This is a genomic window from Paenibacillus sp. 7516 (assembly GCF_002272715.1).
GTDB classification, from domain to species: Bacteria; Bacillota; Bacilli; order Paenibacillales; family Paenibacillaceae; genus Paenibacillus; species Paenibacillus illinoisensis_A.
Map to the genome: position 1 here is coordinate 58728 of NZ_NPBI01000006.1, position 19252 is coordinate 77979.

General features: G+C 49.3%; 16 protein-coding genes. 2 read left to right on the plus strand and 14 right to left on the minus strand.

Annotation, left to right across the window (positions count from 1 at the left end; translation table 11 throughout):
- Positions 1-27: 27 nt before the first annotated feature.
- Positions 28-1008 carry a Gfo/Idh/MocA family protein gene (locus CHI14_RS03750; protein WP_095287085.1) on the minus strand — a complete coding sequence of 327 codons (981 nt, stop codon included), beginning with the start codon at positions 1006-1008 and terminating at the stop codon, positions 28-30.
- 180 nt (positions 1009-1188) lie between these two features.
- Between CHI14_RS03750 and CHI14_RS03755 the strand changes: the two genes are divergently transcribed.
- Together CHI14_RS03755 and CHI14_RS03760 are read left to right on the plus strand one after the other, a co-directional pair.
- Positions 1189-1773, plus strand: a complete 585-nt coding sequence (locus CHI14_RS03755; protein WP_095287086.1) for a bifunctional transcriptional activator/DNA repair enzyme AdaA — start codon at positions 1189-1191, stop codon at positions 1771-1773.
- Complete coding sequence (locus tag CHI14_RS03760) at positions 1770-2591, plus strand: SPL family radical SAM protein (protein ID WP_095287087.1); 822 nt, start codon at positions 1770-1772, stop codon at positions 2589-2591. The genes CHI14_RS03755 and CHI14_RS03760 overlap by 4 nt, the downstream gene beginning before the upstream one ends.
- A gap of 105 nt (positions 2592-2696) precedes the next feature.
- On the opposite strand, the gene CHI14_RS03765 is transcribed toward CHI14_RS03760, so the two are convergent.
- From CHI14_RS03765 to CHI14_RS03825, 13 genes are all read right to left on the minus strand, one after another.
- Positions 2697-3803 carry a Gfo/Idh/MocA family protein gene (locus CHI14_RS03765; RefSeq protein WP_095287088.1) on the minus strand — a complete coding sequence of 369 codons (1107 nt, stop codon included), beginning with the start codon at positions 3801-3803 and terminating at the stop codon, positions 2697-2699.
- Between the two features lie 99 nt (positions 3804-3902).
- On the minus strand, positions 3903-4628 hold the full coding sequence (locus CHI14_RS03770) for a ThuA domain-containing protein (protein ID WP_095287089.1): 726 nt from the start codon (positions 4626-4628) through the stop codon (positions 3903-3905).
- A gap of 119 nt (positions 4629-4747) precedes the next feature.
- Positions 4748-5920, minus strand: a complete 1173-nt coding sequence (locus tag CHI14_RS03775) for a Gfo/Idh/MocA family protein (protein ID WP_095287090.1) — start codon at positions 5918-5920, stop codon at positions 4748-4750.
- A 39-nt stretch (positions 5921-5959) separates the two neighbouring features.
- Positions 5960-7006 carry a LacI family DNA-binding transcriptional regulator gene (locus tag CHI14_RS03780; RefSeq protein WP_095287091.1) on the minus strand — a complete coding sequence of 349 codons (1047 nt, stop codon included), beginning with the start codon at positions 7004-7006 and terminating at the stop codon, positions 5960-5962.
- Between the two features lie 257 nt (positions 7007-7263).
- Positions 7264-8340: a class II fructose-bisphosphatase gene (gene glpX, locus CHI14_RS03785; RefSeq protein ID WP_095287732.1), complete on the minus strand. Its 1077-nt coding sequence runs from the start codon at positions 8338-8340 to the stop codon at positions 7264-7266.
- Between the two features lie 714 nt (positions 8341-9054).
- A complete protein-coding gene (locus CHI14_RS03790; protein WP_095287092.1) occupies positions 9055-9603 on the minus strand; it encodes a (2Fe-2S)-binding protein in 549 nt (182 codons plus the stop codon).
- Positions 9600-11924: a xanthine dehydrogenase subunit D gene (pucD, locus tag CHI14_RS03795; RefSeq protein ID WP_095287093.1), complete on the minus strand. Its 2325-nt coding sequence runs from the start codon at positions 11922-11924 to the stop codon at positions 9600-9602. Before pucD ends, CHI14_RS03790 begins: the two co-directional genes overlap by 4 nt.
- Before the next feature lie 34 nt (positions 11925-11958).
- A complete protein-coding gene (locus tag CHI14_RS03800; RefSeq protein ID WP_095287094.1) occupies positions 11959-12870 on the minus strand; it encodes an FAD binding domain-containing protein in 912 nt (303 codons plus the stop codon).
- Positions 12871-13237: 367 nt separating this feature from the next.
- Positions 13238-13891 carry a nucleotidyltransferase family protein gene (locus CHI14_RS03805; RefSeq protein ID WP_095287095.1) on the minus strand — a complete coding sequence of 218 codons (654 nt, stop codon included), beginning with the start codon at positions 13889-13891 and terminating at the stop codon, positions 13238-13240.
- On the minus strand, positions 13857-14939 hold the full coding sequence (locus tag CHI14_RS03810) for an XdhC family protein (protein ID WP_095287096.1): 1083 nt from the start codon (positions 14937-14939) through the stop codon (positions 13857-13859). The genes CHI14_RS03805 and CHI14_RS03810 overlap by 35 nt, the downstream gene beginning before the upstream one ends.
- Before the next feature lie 74 nt (positions 14940-15013).
- Positions 15014-16336, minus strand: a complete 1323-nt coding sequence (locus CHI14_RS03815) for a 5'-deoxyadenosine deaminase (protein WP_095287097.1) — start codon at positions 16334-16336, stop codon at positions 15014-15016.
- Positions 16337-16420: 84 nt separating this feature from the next.
- Positions 16421-18016 (minus strand): gamma-glutamyltransferase, encoded by a 1596-nt coding sequence (ggt, locus tag CHI14_RS03820; RefSeq protein ID WP_095287098.1) that lies wholly within the window; start codon positions 18014-18016, stop codon positions 16421-16423.
- Positions 18010-19251, minus strand: coding sequence for a pyridoxal-phosphate-dependent aminotransferase family protein (locus CHI14_RS03825; RefSeq protein ID WP_095287099.1), 1242 nt, complete (start codon positions 19249-19251; stop codon positions 18010-18012). Before CHI14_RS03825 ends, ggt begins: the two co-directional genes overlap by 7 nt.
- Between the last annotated feature and the right edge of the window lies 1 nt (position 19252).

Sequence of the window (19252 nt, forward strand, 5' to 3'; positions counted from 1 at the left end):
TTCTCAGCTCACTTTCCTGTCATTCCATTAATCGTTCGGGAAAACCAGACCAATCTGATTGCGGATCTGATCCATCACCTGCATGGTTACATAGGAGCGCTGATAGCTGTTCAGCTCGGACTCCTGTTTCCCCTGCTGAACGAGGTTAACGAATTCCTCCACCTCGTAATACATGGCTGGATAGGTCTGCTCAGCTGTCAACGGTTCTACCGTACCGTCATTGTATCGTATTTCAGCATGTTCGGGGGAACCGATTTTATCAATGATAATGCTGCCGCGCTCTCCCATAATTTCACTTGGCACATGAGAGTTGGAGATCTTGGAGTAAGTCACCACGGCTTCCATCCCTTCATAGCCTAGAAGTACACTGCCCTGTCCATCAACACCAGAATCCAGCATGATGGCTTGAGCTTGAACCTGATTCGGTGCTCCAAACAAAGTGATTAGCGGGTACAGACAGTACACCCCAAGATCCATTAAAGCGCCGTTTGCAAGTTCAGGCTTGAATGCATTGAGCACAACCCCCTCTTTGTACTTGTCGTAACGGGATGAATACTGACAGTATCCCGCAATATACTTGCGCACAGGTCCAATTTTGTGCAGGTGTGCCTGTACCATTTTGAACGTGGGAGCCAGCGTTGACTTCATCGCCTCCATTAGCAAAACGTTGTTATCGCGAGCTGTGTTAATCACATGAGAAACCTCTGCAGCATTGGCTGCAAGTGGCTTCTCGCATAATACATGCTTGCCATTTCTCAGGAACAGCGCCGTCTGATCAGCATGATATGTATTGGGTGTAGCAATGTAGACCGCATCAATCGTGTCACTCGCTGCCATGTCCTCCAGGTCAGTGAATCGATGCTTGGCCTTATATTGATCTGCAAATGCATTCGCCTTGTCCTCTGTCCGTGAGTAGACAGCTGTCAATTCGAATCCCTTCACATGTGCTGCGGCTTCAAGAAGCCGCTCTGTAATCCAGTTGGTACCTACAACTCCGAATCGAACCATTATTACCTACCTCTTTCGTGAAAGAATTTCGCATGTACATCATCCTGCTCATTGTAGCATATTTCATTCCCTTGAACGGAAAGGATCGTCGTCTGCTTGCCATTGAGATCTTGCTTTTTTATGCGAGAATCTGTTGAACATCTTACGTACAAGGGTATAATGTGTCGTGAGGTGATCCCTATGAAGCTTCGGGATAAACAAGAGTTCCCTTCTTTTGCAATAGATGAAACGCAATGGACAGCCATTATCAGCAATGATGCCTCCTATGACGGAGAATTTTATTACGGTGTCAGGACGACAGGTATTTTTTGCCGACCTTCATGCAAATCCAAAGATCCGAAATACGAAAATGTACTGGGTTTCCATCACCCTGAAGATGCACTGGCACAAGGCTTCAGACCATGCAAACGCTGCAAACCTACAGGACAGCGTGTTCCTGATCAGGAATGGGTTTCCGTTGTAACGAATTACATTAACCATCATTATTCAGAATCTCTTACTCTGGATATTCTTGCCCAGATTAGCCATGGTAGCCCGTATCATCTGCATCGTGTGTTCAAGCGGATTACGGGTATAACTCCGGTGCAATATATTCAGAACACACGGGTGACCGAAGCGATAAAACTGCTTGCGAGCACTACACTCTCGATTTCAGATATCGGTCGCCAAGTAGGTATAACGAATCCGGCCTATTTCAGTGCCGTGTTTCGCAAGCTTACAGGGCAGACACCTGCTCATTACCGGGAACAGGAGCAACAGCAATGAATAAGACCCAATATTTATATAAAACACCTAAGACTCTGTTGAACAAAGGGACCGGTTTCCTTAACGGATACACTCACACGCTAAATCCCTATACAGGCTGTTCTTTTGGATGCTCTTACTGTTACGTCAGGCAAATGCCCGTTTCTTTGTTCCGCAAGCAGGATTGGGGAAGCTGGGTTGATGTGAAGCAGGAAGCTGACAGCGTACTTGCCAAAGAGTTGAAACGTGCTCGCTCCAAAGGTAAAGTCACAATCTTTATGTCATCCAGTACCGATCCATATCAGCCTGTCGAATATAAGGAGCAAATTACACGTTCACTGCTCGAAGTGATGATACAGCATCCTCCGGATTTCATTCTGGTTCAAACCCGCAGTCCTCTCGTCACACGGGATATGGACCTGCTGCAGCAATTGGGTGACCGGGTGCGTGTCAGCATGACGATTGAGACGGATCGGGATGATATTCGCAAGCATTTTAGTCCGGCTGCACCACCCATTCCCGGTAGATTACATGCCTTGGAACAACTAAGGGATGCAGGTATAGCTACCCAGGTTGCGATTGCTCCTGTGCTTCCGAGCAGCGATAACTTTCCGTCCCTCCTTCGGCCTCTGGTTCAACGTGTATGTATCGATGATTACTTCATGGGCGATGGCAGTCAAGGGAAACGCACGCGCAGATTGGGCATGGAGTTGCTCTATCAGGAGTTAGGCTTAGAAGACTGGTATCAACCTGAGGCCTATCAGATCGTCGAGGAACGGATGAGAAAGCATTTTGCGGAACATGAGATCTGGATCAGTCAGGAGGGATTTGAGCCTTAAATGTGTTTGGACGATCAATTTGTAAGATCAAAACGAACGAAGAGCCCTGCTTCCTTGAGCGGAAGACAGGGCTGTTTGATTTGTATTCATGCTGCGTATCCAAAATTATTGATCAAGACTATATAGAGCCAAACCTTCCGGAAGAGCAGCAGGACGCTGACAGGTGCTTCTCATTTTATAGAAAGTCTGCTCATCAGAAGAGTCATGGAATGCCCACATTGCTTCTAGCACATGGTAGGCAAGCTCTCCGCTCGCTCGGTGAGCGCGGCCGCTGTTAGCAGCATACGCCATATCAGCTACACCAATCCCGCGTGTATTTTCCTGATAGCCCGGAAGAAGAGGAACTTCCGTCCACTCCTGTTCACCCAGCAAACGGTAACGTACAGGGCCGCCAAATGTGTTAGGATCGGGTACCTGCAGCGTGCCGTGTGTGCCATAGATCTCAATCGGTGGCAGTGCGCTTCCTCCAAAAACATCAAAGCTTGTAATCAGGGTGCCAATGGCGCCCTGCTCGAACTGCAATAGTCCTGCCACATGCGTTGGAATATCAACGGGGATGGTCTGCCCTCTCTTTTTCTCACTTGTGATGGTACGCTCTTCCATCGCTTTGCCTGTCATGCCAGCAATAGAGCTGATCGGACCCAGCAGCTGCACTAATGCTGTCAGATAGTAAGGGCCCATATCGAACATCGGTCCGCCACCTGAAGCGTAATAGAATTCCGGATCGGGATGCCAGTGTTCATGTCCTCGGCTCATCATGAAAGCTGTAGCAGCTACAGGTTTGCCGATAACGCCATCTTCAACCAGTTTGAGTGAGGTTTGAATGCCTGATCCGAAGAATGTTTCAGGTGCGCAGCCTACCAGCAATCCTTTGCGCTTGGCAGTTTCCAGAACAGCCTGCCCTTCCTCGCGTGTAACAGCGAGTGGTTTTTCGACGTAGACGTGTTTTCCCGCTTCAAGAGAGCGTAAACATACATCTGCGTGTACTGCAGGAATCGTTAAATTGATGATCAGTTCAATCTCCGGATTGGCCAACATCTTATCAACCGTGTATACATTCGGAACGTTATAGGCTGCTGCCTGCTCTTCAGCCCTCTTGCGGTCAATATCCGCTACGGCAACCAGATCTAAGATTTCGAAGCGGTGACAGTTTTCCATATAAATACTGCTGATTTTACCACAGCCAATAATGCCTACTTTCATTGTTTTCATGCAGGTGGGCTCCCTTCAAGCGGATCGGAATTGTGGAATGCTGGTCAAGATTTGCTCACTTACGTTTGTCACTTGGTTTATCACAAAAAGTAACGGAAATTAAGTTTGGTTATCGGCCATGCCTGTGTATACTTCAGCTTTTTTGCCTGTTTTATTGTTAGCAACCGCTTTACCTGCTGCAGCCCATTTGAAGCCACTGCGCATCATTTCAGTGACTTGCTGCATCTCTACAATATCCGCATGATGACCAAGCGAGTTGTAGTACACACGGCCAGCACCCCAGCGCTTCGTCCATACAACCGGCATATCCACTGGCCCATTCGCTGAATGGGGACCTTCCACGACCGGGAAACGAGTTGTTGCCAGTACTTCCACTGCAGGGTCAACGTGCAGGTAGTATTGCTCGCTTTTCACCTGAAAATCTTCAATGTGGTCCAGCAGTGGACTTGAACCGCGTTTGATGTTTACCGTATACTCCACGCCATCATTGCCCGGATGTGCAACCCACTGACCGCCAGTCATAAACTGCCAATCGACATTGTTCCGGAATGCATCACACATTCCGCCGTGAATGCCTGCGAGCCCAACACCGCTCTGAACGGCAGCCGATACATTGTTGACCAGTTCCTGTTCAATCTGTCCCATCGTCCACAGTGGAACGATCAGATCGAGTCCCAGCAGTTTGTCGGCATCTGCATAGGCTTCCAATGTGTTCGAAACCTCGACCTCAAACTGTTCTTCCTTCAAAATGCGCTCAAAAATCGCTGCTACCTGCTCCGGTTCATGTCCATCCCAGCCGCCCCATACAATAAGTGCCTTACTCATCGCTTTATCACTCGCTTTCGGATAGTTTTATAGATCCTGCCTGTGTATCGCTGTCACGCTGATCGATTGACTTCTCTTCATTTCGAATTCTCTAGCATGTATAAATAGCTAAACATTGCTCACATCTCATCAAGGGAAACCCAGCGCCGTTCTGTTACAGAACGTTCTACGGCTTCGAGCACAGCCTGGCACGCAACACCATCGTGGAAACTTGGTGAAGGCTGTCGACCTTCAGAGATGGCTGTAACCAGTTCCAGCATCTCGTGTGTAAACGTATGCTCGAATCCGATGGTATGTCCTGCTGGCCACCATGCCTCGGCATACTTATGCGCCGGATCTGTAGCCAGAACACGCCGGAATCCCTGAACGTCCTCTTCATCTTTCGTAAAATACACTTCCAGTTCATTCATTCGTTCAAAGTCAAACCGGACACTGCCCAGGCTGCCGTTAATCTCGAATGAATTTGTGCTGCGGTGACCTGCTGCAAAGCGTGTAGCCTCGAAGCTGCCAAGCGCGCCACCAGCAAATCTGGCCAGGAACAATGTGGCATCATCCACAGTCACTTCGCCCTTCGGTGCATCCGCACTCGAACTGCCTTTGGCACTGAGTCCAGTCATTTCGGAAGCAAGCGGCCGTTCCTTAATGAACGTCTCACTCATTCCGATGACTTCTTGGAACTCACCAACAAGAAAGCGTGCGAGATCAATTAAGTGTGCACCCAGATCGCCGTGCGATCCCGAGCCAGCCACTTCCTTCTGCAAGCGCCAGACAAGCGGGAATGATGGATCCATGATCCAGTCCTGCAGGAAAAATGCGCGGAAGTGATAGATCTTACCCAGGCGGCCGCTCTGAACCAATTCCTTGGCAAGCTGCACAGCCGGAGAGAAACGATAGTTGAATCCAACCATGTGGGCAACACCAGCATCTTCTGCTGCTTGAAGCATCTCTCGCGAATCGGCAAGCGACAAGGCCAGCGGTTTCTCACAGAACAAATGTTTACCCTGACGGGCCGCTTCCAGTGCAATCTCCTTATGTGCATCACTCGGAGCGTTAATATCAATCAGATCAATATCATCGCGCTGTACCAATTCACGCCAATCGGTTACACTTTCAGACCAGCCGAACTGGTTCGCTGCTTCCTGGACACCTTTTTCATTCCGGCCGCAGATGACTGCCATTTCAGGCTGTAACGGTGCAGACGGGAAAAACATCGGCAAACTGCGATAAGCATTGCTATGGGCCTTCCCCATAAACTTGTATCCTACCATTCCGACACGTAGACGTTGTGACATGTTCTTTTCCTCCTTTGGAATCTAAATCATGCTCCTATACTACTTACGAATCGATGAAGCTCTGACGATTAACTCTGCAGGCAATAACTCTCTAGGCCATTCAGAAGAAAAATCCGTATCCTTAGTTGAAGCGCTTCCAAGCAAAGAACCATGAATGAGCTTCGATGCGGCCAGTTCGCCCATTTCATAAAAAGGTACCCTGACGCTGGTTAGCGGAGGCACGGCCATCTCGGCAGCATCGGAGTCGTCATACCCGACAAAAGCCGGGAAATCCTCCACCCTAATCCCGCGCTCACGCAAACCGTGCATAACACCAATAGCCATACGGTCATTGGCAGCAAATACGGCGTCGATCTCGTCAAGCCTTGCCGCAATCGTGGCTGCAGCCTCCACACCGCTTCTTCTGCTGTAATTCCCTTCAAGCAGCAAGCTGGGATCCAGCTCCATTCCGGCTTCCTGCAAGCCAACGCGGACACCTTGCAGCCGCTCCTGACTGTTGGAATAACTGTCCGGACCGTTGAGAAAAGCAATATTGCGGTAGCCCTGATCGGTAAGGTGACGAATGGCGAGCCGACTGCCTTCCACATGATCAGCATCCACTTCCAGAAAGGCCTCTCCTGCAAAGTGTTGATTCATAACGCAAAAAGGGTGACCTTCCTCTTGCAGCTGCTGCATCGCTGCCAGTTCCCCAAGGTCATCTCTGGCCCCAAGAATAATGCAGGCGTCCACTTTTTGACGTCGGAACAGGTCGGCATAATTCATGACTTCACCTGGTGATCTGAACATGACCAGCAGATCCATACCGCTGTCTCTGGCCTTATTACCAATACCACTTAGCATTTCGGAGAAAAAATAAGCAGAAAACAAATGCGCCTTCGGAACATAAGGCAAAACAACCCCGAGGTTGCCGCTTTTGCTTCTGGCGAAGCTGCGTGCAAGGGCACTCGGCACATACCCCAGCTTCTGAGAAGCTTCCAATACTTTGCGGCGAGTCTCCTCTTTCATCGGACCAACCCCGTTAAGAACCCGAGAGACCGTAGCTTCGGAGACTCCTGCCAAGTCAGCGACCTCTTTGCGGGATGCCATGAATTTCACCCCCTTACGTCCTTTAAATACGATACTATTTGTAGAAGATGATTTTTATGTACGCGCGTACATTTTCTCATGTGTTGTAACCGTTGTCAATGCTTTTAACATAAAACAGGAAGAGGATCTCTATAAGCAGATTCCCTTCCTGTTTGATTGATCTAAGAGCATAAATCTTGTCCTAAGAATGATCGATGATTCGAATAGATAACCTATGGTTTGGCAGCGATTTTTAGACCTTTAAAGTGCGGTTTTGTCTATGTCAACACACTCTGATTAACTGAAGATTGGCTAAACTCTGCCTGTTCCACTATTTTAGCCGGGCTCTGGATACGGTCTGAAGGTTCCGGCGTGGCTTGCAGTTTCCTTACCTTGTGCAGCACTTCCTTGTTGGGCAGGAAATGCACGGAGCGAATGTAACGGATCGTTTTGGTTTTGGCACGCATGACAATGGAATCCGTCTCGGCACGGTCATCTGCAAGATAACGCACACCGCCCAATATCTCTCCTGGCGTTACACCGGTTGCAGCGAAAATGACATCTTCGGTACCGATCATGTCCTGCATCGTTAAGACTTTGTAAGGATTATCAATGCCCATCTGCAGGCATCGCTGGAACTCGTCTGCATTGGCAGGCATTAAGCGGCCTTGTATTTCGCCTCCCAGGCAAGAGAGCGCTGCTGCAGCCAGTACGCCTTCAGGAGCTCCGCCAGAACCAACGTATAAGTCGATGCCTGCCTCAGGGAATGCAGGGGCCATGGCACCCGCTACGTCGCCGTCACTGAGGAACTTGATTCGTACGCCAACCTTGCGCAGCGTTTTAATCGTGCTCTCATGCCGTGTACGGTCCAGGATCATGACAGTCAGATCCGAAATGTTTTTGTTCAGTGCAGCAGCTGCTTTCTCAAGCGTAACCTCAACCGGGTCTTCGATGCTGACCTTGCCGACCAGTGCTGGACCTACAGCCAGCTTCTCCATATACATATCCGGTGCATGGAGCAGGTTTCCTTTTCCCGCCACTGCAATAACCGATAAAGCGTTGTTCAGTCCCTTGGCCACAATTTCTGTACCTTCAAGAGGATCTACAGCAACGTCTACTTCAGGTCCTTCAGCGTTACCCACTTCCTCGCCGATGTACAACATGGGTGCTTCGTCCATTTCTCCTTCACCGATTACCACCGTGCCGCGAATAGACACGGAATCGAACATGGCGCGCATGGCCAAAGTAGCCGCTTCATCTGCACTGTTCTTGTCACCTCGTCCCATCCAGGGGGCTGAAGCTAACGCAGCCAATTCTGTTACTCGGACAATTTCCAACGCCAGTTCGCGTTCCATTTTCCCCACTTCCTTTCCAGTTTTCAACAGCATACATGGAAAGTACTCCCAAATCCATCGCAAATCCATATGAAAATGATCTATATACACCCTTTTACACTTCGATTGAAAGTTTCTCCCTTTTTGCTTGGATCTGATCAGGCAATAAGACTTGTGCTCATTCTGAAGACTCTTATCATATAAACTCCCATAACGATTGATTAAAAAAGTTAAAAAAACCTTTCATTTTTGGAGCATTACTCCCCTTCGGATAAGAGCAATTTCAGGTGGAAGAAAATGTTGAATAAAATTCTTCAAACATGGACTTAACAAACTCTCATCACTTTATTCTTAGTTCAACTCCCTTTAAGCTCCTTAAATTCGAAAACGATTTATATAAAGTCGTTTCCTACAAGATTATTCACGAAATCAATTGATATAAGAAATCCAATATTTATACTTTCTTTGATAAATTTAGGAATTTTTTATCTAGATCACCGTCATGATCATCATTAATTTTCATTTAACAATATAGATACAGCTTATAGGAGGTATTGAAAATTATAAGTTTACATAATAAATGTTATGTAACGTTTTTGATTGAAATAATCCTTTTATTTCTATCTAAATTCTATTGGGGCAGCTCGTTCTCGATTCCTAATGATAAATTCACATGGATTATACAAAAAAAACCAAAAAAGGAGTCCCCTTCTCTGGTCTGTATACCCTCACTTCTTAATCTTGCTGTACAGCTGTCATTCGCTCGCTTTTAATATCATGAGATGATGCAACTGATGAATCTGTGCAACTCTCACTTGCCTTACATACTGCTCTAATAATTCCTCCATATCCGGTGCAGCGGCATAGATTGCCGCATAATCCCGTTTCGATCTGTTCCTGTGTAGGCTGGGGATGATGATCAAGCAGTGCCTTGGTGGCAATAACCATACCTGGTGTACAATAACCGCATTGAAACCCGCCCTCTTCAACAAAGGCCTGCTGTATCGGGTGCAGACCCCCTTCCCGCTCACCATGAAGCCCTTCAATGGTCGTAATTTCACTTCCTTCACATTGATAAGCCATAATCAGGCAGGAGTTGACCGGCTCTCCATCCATAAGCACCATGCATGCACCGCAGCGTCCAACTTCACAGGACACCTTGGTTCCGGTCAGGTTCAAATGAGTTCGAAGCACATCCACCAGCCGGGTTGTTTGAGCAATGTCAAGACGCTTCTCTTCCCCATTCACTACGGCTGACCAGATGTTACCAAGCGGCTTGCTCATGAGGGACTCACCCCTTCCTTTAAAGGTACATGTAGTGATTGAACCAGTTGTTCGCGCGGAACGGGCAATCGATTCACCCACACCCCGGTAGCCTGATGAATTGCTGCAGTGATTGCCGGCGCGAGTGCCACAGAACCAATCTCGCCAATCCCTCTCGGTCCAAAAGGATCTCCTTCGGGGAGGTCTTCAATAGCCTCAACCTCGAGATTGGTATGGATATCCCGTATCGTTGGAATCAAATACGTATCCAGATTGGTCGTAAGATATCGACTATCCTGCATGACAGCATCCTCCGTTAACGTAAACCCGAGTGCCATCACACTTCCACCTTCGATCTGTCCAATGAAGCCCATCGGATTAATGACAGGTCCGGCGGCTACCACATGACGTGTATCGAGCAATTTGGCTTCTCCGGTTAACGTGTTCACTTCTACCTCTGCGGCAACCGCCGCATACGTATATAGATAGTGTCCGCCCACGACATGGTCTGGCGTGGTTGGATAATCGAAATGAGTATCAAATACCCATTCTTCCGCTGTGCCCTGGCCCGCCAAATCAGAGTAGGCAGTAACAAATCCCAATGATTTCGTCTCTACATCATCACTAGGCAGTTGGCCTTTACGCCATACACCGCCAGGTCCTGTCACCAGTTCATCAGCCGGAATGCCCGACAAGGCCGATGCTGCCGATAGGACTCTGGAACGGAAAGGGGTCTGCAATCGCTGCAGAGCCATCCAGGCCATCGTTGTCGAACGTGAAGCGGTGCTCGAGCCACTGTGAGGAACCCGATCCGTATCGCCAATGATGATACTTAGATCCGAAGTATTGCATTGAAACAGATCGCAGAGCATGATCTCCAATGTAGCGATCAATCCCTGACCAAATTCTTCGTAACTGAAAGCCACTTCTATTTTCCCTTCGGAATTAAGAGATAGGCGGCCTCCTGCCGGGTCCGGGATCCCGTAACCCAATCCGGCACCATGCATGGCAATTGCAGCTCCTACGCCGCGCTTGATCCATGGGGGCTGAGAAGGATCTGCCTGGGGATGCTGATGCTTTTGCCATAATTCAGAACGATCCATGGCTTCCCATACCTGTGACAGTCCATCTGTAGTCAGAATTCTCTGATTTAACGGACCAGGGTCACCCTTTTCTCTCATGTTCCGTCTGCGAAACTCCCATGGGTCCATATTCATGATCTCAGCGAGTCGATCCATTTGGCCTTCTACAGCAAAGATTGCCTGATTCCCACCAAATCCGCGAAATTCACCTGATAGCCCATTGTTGGTGTACACGGACAAGCCTTCTACATCCACATTGGGTATGGAGTAAGGACCTAGACAATGCTCCGTGCAGAAGTTCAGCACAGGTGCTCCAAGCGTGGCGTACGCTCCTGTATCTGCCGTAATGCGAACCCGGTGAGCTTGAATAATGCCTTCGCGGCTGATTCCCGTCTGCATTTCAATTTTCATCGGATGCCGCTTCAGACCTGCACGAACGGATTCCTTGCGGGAATTATGCATTTTCACGGGACGTCCGCTGGTCAACGCAAGAAGTGCGCCATAAGGCTGCACGTTCAATTCGTCCTTCCCCCCGAAAGAACCTCCAATGGGAGACGATACGACACGGATATCTTCCTCAGGACAACCGATAATCCGTGCCAGCTGCATCCGGTCCTTGTACCCGTGCTGCGTGGCTGCATAGACATTAAGCCTTCCTTCGTCATCCGGGACAAACAGGCCGCCTTCTGTCTCCATATAAGCGTGCATTTGACGAGGTGTATAATACGTTTCCGTGACAATGTGTTCACATGCTGCAAAAGCCTGCTCCACATTCCCGCGTTTAATTTCGGTGCGATGCAGTACATTGCCCGGTCCATGTGGATGCAGCTCCGGTGCGTCAGGAGCAAGAGCTGCATCCGTGCTGTCTAGCGGGGTAAGCTCCTCATACTCCACTTGGATTGCACCGAGTGCCAGTGCTGCCCGTTCCGGGGAATCCGCAGCTACTGCCGCAAGGGCATCCCCGACATAACGTACAACGTCTTCGCAAAATACAGGCTGGTCAGGCGTTGCAATTCCAAAACGATTCAGGCCGGGTACGTCTTTGGAGGTAAGGACAGCATACACTCCCTCCATCGCCTCTGCTTCTGTAGTATCTATGGATAGAATGCGAGCATAAGGATAGGTGCTGCGCAGTACTCTTCCATGAAGCATTCCGGGTAGCGTCATATCCGTTAGATACTGGAGTTGTCCAGTTACCTTTGGAATTCCGTCCGGTCTCAAATGCCACCGTTTTCCGCTATGTTTCCGATTCAGCAGCATGGTCTCTCTCCCCTTTTCTTGATCAAGATTTGAATCAACGGTATAGTGCTTCCCACAGTCCAGCCCCCAGCAAATTACCAGCAGTCTGCTTGCGATATTGTTCAGTTGCAAAGACATCGCCATAGGTCACAAATTCCGAAGAAGCGGTTCTGCCTAGCAACTCAGCTTGCATAAGGGAAGCCTCTTCGCGAAGCAGAAGCTGTTCCGAGGCAGGTAACCGCATGGCTACACCTGACCCTCCACCTGCAGCGATCACAACCTTTTCCCAACGACCATCTGTACCAATCTCTCCTCGAAAAGCAATGGTTACCAGAGATGCGCTAAACGTCTCTCGCCTGCCCAGCTTGCGGTAAAATGCAATTTCTCTCACGTCAGGCTCTTGGTTCTTCGGATCAGAGACAGACATCTTATCCAGCGGAACCTGGATCGAGATTAACACGTCACTTGGATTGCGACTGCCATCACGCCCCCCTTTTAACCAGGAGTCTAGTGTACGGATTTCCAACCCTTCGTCCGTCATCCACTGCAGTTCTGCGTTGTATGTGAGTAATGCAGGTAACGTATCTCCGACTCCAGATACAATGTTGCCGCCAATTGTCGCTACATTGCGAATGGACGGCGCAGCTATCGTTTTCACAGCCTCTTGTAATAACGATAGATGATGAAATAATTCGTCCGTAATACATCTATTCAATCGGGTCAAGGCCCCGATCACCATTCGATCTCCATCCATATATACGTCACTTGTTCCTGGAATACGGGCCAGACTGATCATATGCTCCGGTGAAGGTACAAGACCGCCTTCCCACTGGGTCCGCAGCAATGTTGCACCTGCAGCGTAGCAGAAGCTTCCTTCCAACCTGTTCCTCAACATCCGGAGTTCTTCCAGATCTTCCGGCTGCCATACCGATGGCATCGCTCCTGACCCATATGCTGGTATTACCATCGTTCCATCCCCTCTCTCTTATAAACACGATATAGGACGCTGGATTCAATCCGTATAGGCGCTGACTGTTGAAGATAATTCATGCTACAGGATCCAGATAATTCTTCAAATCATATGAGACTAAAGGGTTAGCGTCAATTAGCTTCACATCGATTTGGATAAATGTATAAATACAATCCACATTTTGTGCTTCATGCATGATAGGAGTTACGATACCTAACACTGTTCCTCACGTGAAATCCTATAAACGACACAAAAAGGCCAACCAAACGAACTGGATGACCTGTTTATGTTAAGAGAGCAGAGATAAGTAGATAACCTACGACTTCGTTGTATTCAATTGAGGGGGCATGTTATTGGGTCGAAGTTACTTCATTTGAGCTGATTCATTTACATATTCCATGATGCGTTTCAGTTCAGCCTCCGTATCAGCGTCCCAGAAACAAAAGTCAGGCAAGTTTACCTGAATCCCAGAGAAGGTGTCATTACGCATAATCTTCCGCGCACCCTCATCTCCGACAAGAGCATGGAGGTGATCAAACATATGAGAGCGAAAGGCAACAGGAGGCTTCCGCCCCTCGCCGTCCGCAGCAGCTGCATAATCAGACTCTTTGTTCACTGCAAGTGCTGCCAAAACCTGATTAATATCCTGCGCCCTTATTAAAGGCTGGTCCGCCAAAAGAATCATTACACCTTCTGCCCCGTATTCCTTGGCTTCCTTGAGACCACATTGAAGCGATGCGGCCATACCGGAGGAATATTCTGTACTGAGAGCAATTTGGAGCTTAGTCTCGCTCCTATAGTTAGCTGAAGATACTGATGCGTGGAGTACGTTCTCGGGGAGCCATTCCAAGGAATCCTCCGGTTTCACCACACAGATGACCTGTTCCAGTTCAGAATCGAGTGCCGCTTGAAGCGACCAGGCCGCCAAAGATCTCCCATCTGGCATAGCCACTGCTAATTTATCTCGGCCAAGACGGGTACTCTTACCTGCGGCGAGCAGAATGCCCGTCAAACGCATGGGTACTCCCCCTTTGAACAGAGCAGTCTCCTGTCACAGCAGCGCGCTTGCACGCAATCAGTTCAGCAGCAATACTAATGGCGATTTCTTCTGGACCCTCTGCCCCGATACTGAGACCGACCGGAGAATGGAGATTTGGTAGTGGTGGTAAATCATTCAATAGTCGTGCTGTCCGTGTTCTGGACCCCATAATACCCAGATAAGCATACTTACTTCCCGACAGAAGCTCCAAGAATTCACGTTCACGCGGGAACTGATGACTCATCAGTATGAGGTAATCCCTACATCGTATATTCAGCACAGGCATAATTTCAGTGGGAAAACCAAGAACAAGATCTGTATCCGGAAACCTTTCGGACGTACACAGTCCCTCTCTCCAATCAGCAATGATGACATGAAATCCTGATCCCCTCGCTAGCCTGGCAACAGGTATGGCATCATTTCCCGCCCCGATTATAATAAGGCGCGGTTTAGGAGTGTATACGGTCGTTATCTGCAAAGGCAGATTCCAGTACTCTGCTTCAGTTGATTTTACGTCCTTAACGATTTCTGTCCGGAATGAATCGGAAGACATGCGAGGTGCTTCTATGGAAGGAACAAGTTTCCTATCGATTGAATCAACTCGATGCCATTCATACTGAACAAGGGAATAATGATGTTGAAAGTAACGAGTAAACTTCGCCGCTGAACCGGATGTGAAACAAGCGTACATCTCAGTTAATACACTTCTCAGTTCGCCGCAGACAGGTTCCAGCAAGACAACGACCAATCCTCCGCAGCCAATCGTTTCTCCCCAAGAGAGATCATCTTCAGGGCGCATGTCGTATTCGGCAAATGCCATGTTTCCCGTGTCCAGCACATGTTTAACACGTGCTTGCAGATCACTCTCGAGACATCCCGGGCTTATGCTGCCATACATTCTGCCATCTTCGGTCAAGAGCATAGAGACTCCCTGCTTACGGTAAGCATGACCTTCCACCTTGACCGCTGTTGCAAGTACACAGCGTGCCTCACCTGCTGCAATTGCACACAGATCATGCATTTCCATATTCGTCTCCACCTTTCCGAAAAATCTTCTAGGAGCAGCATTTATACAACATTTGCTTCTGAAAATTACCTAACTCAGATTCTCTTCATCAAACGTGCAATGCTCTTATCCGATTCGCGAAGCACGATGCCACGGTCAATGGTCTGGATCTTGCGGTTTTTGAGCACAATGCTTCCATCAATAATGACCGTGTCCACACAGCTCCGAGTCGCGGAGTACACCACGCGGGAATAAACATCTGTCTCATACGAAGGATACGTATGGAAATCATCCAGATCCAACAACACCATGTCTGCCTTTTTGCCCACTTCCAGACTGCCAATTTCCTTCGACAGCCCAAGCACTTCGGCACCCCCCATCGTTGCCATGCGCAGAACCGTACGTGCATCCATGATCGTAGGCCCATGAGGAACCTTTTGAATTAATGCTGTCAGACGCATTTCCTGAAACATATCCAGGTTGTTGTTGCATGGTGCGCCGTCCGCACCGATTCCCACCGCGATCTGGCGGTTAAGCAAGTCAGGAATTTCCGCTATACCTGATGACAATTTCATATTCGAGCCGGGGCAGTGGGTAACTTTTACCCCTCGCTTGCGGATGATTTCCTTCTCCTCTTCACTAAGCCAGACACAATGTGCAAGGACGAGACGTGGGGTTGCCAGACCGATATGGTCCAGATAGACAATGTTACGCATTCCGCGTTCATGTTCGACCAGTTCAATCTCGCCACGGTTCTCCGAAGCATGTGTATGCACCTTCACATGATACTTGTTCGATAGATCACGTACTTCAACGAGCAGCTCCTCTGTACAGGAAACAACGAATCGCGGACAAAACGCATATTGAATGCGTCCGCCCCCGAAACCGTTCCATTTCTCAAGCAAATCAACACTTTGCTGCAGCGAGGTTGCCGTATTTTCACGCAGCGGTTCAGGCACTTCGTCACCATGGTCCATCATGACCTTGCCAGATATCACCCGAATGCCGCTCTGTGCCATCGCCTGAAAAGCCGAATCCGTGTGATGCACGGTCTCCATATCCAAAATGGTCGTGGTTCCACTCGAAATCAGTTCGCCCAGCCCAAGCATCGCCGAATAATAGACGGATTCCTCATCATGCGCTGCCTCCAGTGGCCAGATTCGCTGACGAAGCCAATCCATGAGCTCCAGGTCGTCCGCACGTCCACGAAAGAGTGTCTGACACAAATGAATATGTGTCTGAATAAAGCCTGGCAGCAGAACTTTGCCACGGGCATCAATAACCTGATCAGCCTGAACGTCGATATACTCGGCAATTTCTTTGATTTTGTTATCCTCGATCAGCAGATCCCCTGTAAATATATCTTCTTCCGCATTCATCGTGACAAGCTGTGCACCCTTCAGCAGGATCGTTCCCATGATAATCTCCCCTATCGTATCTATGTCTTTTTTACGCTGTTTTCATGAGAAACCTTAATCAATCCAAGCAGCAACCACGCGTGGTTACCATCCGATGGCCATGCCATCTCCTCTGGGATCGGCAGCTCCGCTAATCATGCCATCCTCACGGATGACAATCCCTTGCGACTGGCCCATAATGTCATCCCATGGCGCTCTGATCTCCACGTTATGTCCCCAGTGAGCCAGCGTCTCGCATACGTCATCATGATAGCGATTCTCCACCCGCATCGTGTCGCCTTCTTCACCCCACGTCCGTCCGTAGACCCAGCGTGGCAGACCGATTGCTTCCTGAATGGTCAGACCATAGTCGAGAACGCCTGTAAGTACGGATAACTGCGTCTGAGGCTGCCCTTCTCCGCCCTGTGTACCCAGAAGCATATAAGGCTTCCCATTGCGGGTGACAAGACCAGGCATGAGCGTATGAAAAGAGCGTTTATTGGGTTCAAGCACATTCGCATCTGTCGAATCGAGAGAGAAAAAGGAGCCTCTATTTTGCATAATTACGCCAGTATCACCAGGAACGTAGGCTGCGCCAAAATCAAAGTACAGACTCTGAATAAACGAGACAGCGTTGCCTTCCTGATCGACTACAGCAGCGTAGGCTGTATCCTGCCCAATCGTTTTGGACAAGAAAGGCTGTGCTACAGGAGGTGTAGACTGGATCTCATTCCATAACTCATCCCCGTAAGTCTTCGATAACAATTGATTCAAGGGGATTTCGCGAAAGTCAGGATCGGTAAGGTACCGGTCACGATCACGAAACGCCTTTTTCACCACTTCGGCCATCAAATGGTAGAACTCCGGCGAAGTACGACTTACGGAAGAGAGATCTATGTGTTCAAGCATATTTAACATCATCAATATAGAGAAGCCCTGCGAGTTGGGCGGCATTTGGTGAACCTGATAACCCCGGTATTCCGTGCTGACAGGCTTTACCCATTCTCCCTTGTGTGCTGCAAAGTCCTGAGGTGCCAGCATGCCGCCATCTTCTCGAATCGCTGAAGTCAGACGATCTGCAAGCTCTCCTGTATAAAAAGAATCCCGTCCTCCCGCCTGAATCAGGCGAATGGAAGCAGCCAGTTCGGTCTGGACGAGCAGCTCTCCTTCCTGAAGCAATGTGCCGTAAGGGGCAAATACCGCTCGCAGCGGCGAATGCCCCATAATGAAATCCTCATCCCGTTCCAGCCACAGGCGCAGATTGCGCGATACAGGACACCCCTTCTCCGCGTACTGCGCGGCTGGTTCAAGCAGCTGCTCCCATGGTAATCGCCCGTAGCGGGACCACACTTCCCACCATGCATCCACCATTCCCGGAACCGTTATCGCACTTAGCACACCGCGCTGGGGAATGGCATTCATGCCCATTGCTTTGAACGTATCGGCATGAATACCTGCTGCCGAGCGGCCGCTTCCGTTATAAGCGGTAATCTCTCCGCTTGCTCCATCGTGAATGAGGAAAAAGGCGTCTCCTCCAAGTCCAGTCATGTGCGGATAAACTACGCCCAGTGCTGCGCTCACCGCAACAGCAGCATCATAAGCGTTACCACCCTTCTGGAGAATCGAGCTTCCAACCGCGCTCGCCAGATAATGTGGTGAGGTGACCATCACCTCTCTGGACACGGGCATCTGATTTAACATAAGGCTTCCTCCTTTCCAGCGTACACGTCGAGTGCTGCCTGCACTGCCTCACCCGCAGGTAGCCCGTGGCGATGACGGAGCAGAACCGCCTCCAGTGCACCAAGCACATGCAGGACGTTTTTGCGCTGACAGCTGAAGCCCATCGTTCCAATTCGCCAGATTTTCCCCTTAAGAGGACCAAATGAACTCGCAATTTCGATGCCGAAATCATGTAAAAGCATGCTTCGTACGGATTCGCCATCGATCCCTTCCGGAATATGGATACACGTCACTACCGGAAGTTTGCTGGACATGTCTCCATAAATTCGAAGCCCCATACCCTGAATTCCAGCGACGAGCGCGCTTTCGTTAATCCGATGCCGCTCGAAACGGGCTTCCAGTCCTTCCTGAAGCAAAATTCGCAAACCTTCATGTAAACCGTAGAGCATCGATGTAGCTTCTGTATGATGATTCAACCGGGCAGAACTCCAATAATCCTGCAGCTGACTCAGGTCAAAATAGTTGCTTGCAATGGTTCGTCCCTCTGCTCTCACGCTTGTCGCGTCACGGAGTCCGCGTTCGACCGTTTTGCGACTCATCAATTTTTTCTCCACACGGCTGTTATATGTCAATGGGGCCATGCCGGAAGGAACGGATAAGCACTTCTGCGTTCCGCCCATGACCGCATCCAGATACCAGGTATCGGTCTTAACGGGAGTACCACCTATAGTGGCAACCGCATCAACGACGAGAAGAAGATCCAATTCACGGCATACTTTGCCGATCTCGGCGAGGGGTTGCATCTGGCCGGTGGATGTCTCTCCATGAACCATGGCCACAATATCCGGCTTATGAGTATGAATAGCCTTGATCACTTCTTCCGGATCAAAGACCGATCCCCAAGTCGTTTCAATACATACAACCTCCGCACCGCAGCGCTCCGATATTTCTACAAGCAAATGTCCAAACCGTCCGTATATGGGGACCAATACCTTATCCCCCGGCTGGATTAAACTTACCAACACGGCTTCAATGCCGGAACGTGAGGTGCCATCTACCGGATAACACCACTCATTGTTGGTCATGTATAATTCACGCAGCATGACCATCGTTTCATTCATCAGGGACGTAAACTCCGGATCAAACTGTCCGAGGATCGGGAAGGACAAAGCCCTTAGAACTCGGGGGTCGACTTCAACTGGTCCCGGGGTCATGATGGTTCGCAAGGACGGAGATAATTCTCTATAGCTGGACATG

Bases quoted from the DNA above. Each gene is read 5' to 3' on its own strand.
- CHI14_RS03760 (WP_095287087.1), top strand. From the start codon at position 1,770: ATGAATAAGACCCAATATTTATATAAAACACCTAAGACTCTGTTGAAC.
- CHI14_RS03800 (WP_095287094.1), bottom strand. From the start codon at position 12,870: ATGGTAATACCAGCATATGGGTCAGGAGCGATGCCATCGGTATGGCAG.
- CHI14_RS03825 (WP_095287099.1), bottom strand. From the start codon at position 19,251: ATGTCCAGCTATAGAGAATTATCTCCGTCCTTGCGAACCATCATGACC.
- CHI14_RS03815 (WP_095287097.1), bottom strand. From the start codon at position 16,336: ATGGGAACGATCCTGCTGAAGGGTGCACAGCTTGTCACGATGAATGCG.
- CHI14_RS03810 (WP_095287096.1), bottom strand. From the start codon at position 14,939: ATGGAAATGCATGATCTGTGTGCAATTGCAGCAGGTGAGGCACGCTGT.
- CHI14_RS03790 (WP_095287092.1), bottom strand. From the start codon at position 9,603: ATGAGCAAGCCGCTTGGTAACATCTGGTCAGCCGTAGTGAATGGGGAA.
- CHI14_RS03755 (WP_095287086.1), top strand. From the start codon at position 1,189: ATGAAGCTTCGGGATAAACAAGAGTTCCCTTCTTTTGCAATAGATGAA.
- CHI14_RS03780 (WP_095287091.1), bottom strand. From the start codon at position 7,006: ATGGCATCCCGCAAAGAGGTCGCTGACTTGGCAGGAGTCTCCGAAGCT.
- CHI14_RS03765 (WP_095287088.1), bottom strand. From the start codon at position 3,803: ATGAAAACAATGAAAGTAGGCATTATTGGCTGTGGTAAAATCAGCAGT.
- glpX (WP_095287732.1), bottom strand. From the start codon at position 8,340: ATGGAACGCGAACTGGCGTTGGAAATTGTCCGAGTAACAGAATTGGCT.
- CHI14_RS03775 (WP_095287090.1), bottom strand. From the start codon at position 5,920: ATGTCACAACGTCTACGTGTCGGAATGGTAGGATACAAGTTTATGGGG.
- CHI14_RS03805 (WP_095287095.1), bottom strand. From the start codon at position 13,891: ATGCGTTTGACGGGCATTCTGCTCGCCGCAGGTAAGAGTACCCGTCTT.
- CHI14_RS03770 (WP_095287089.1), bottom strand. From the start codon at position 4,628: ATGAGTAAGGCACTTATTGTATGGGGCGGCTGGGATGGACATGAACCG.
- CHI14_RS03750 (WP_095287085.1), bottom strand. From the start codon at position 1,008: ATGGTTCGATTCGGAGTTGTAGGTACCAACTGGATTACAGAGCGGCTT.
- pucD (WP_095287093.1), bottom strand. From the start codon at position 11,924: ATGCTGCTGAATCGGAAACATAGCGGAAAACGGTGGCATTTGAGACCG.
- ggt (WP_095287098.1), bottom strand. From the start codon at position 18,016: ATGTTAAATCAGATGCCCGTGTCCAGAGAGGTGATGGTCACCTCACCA.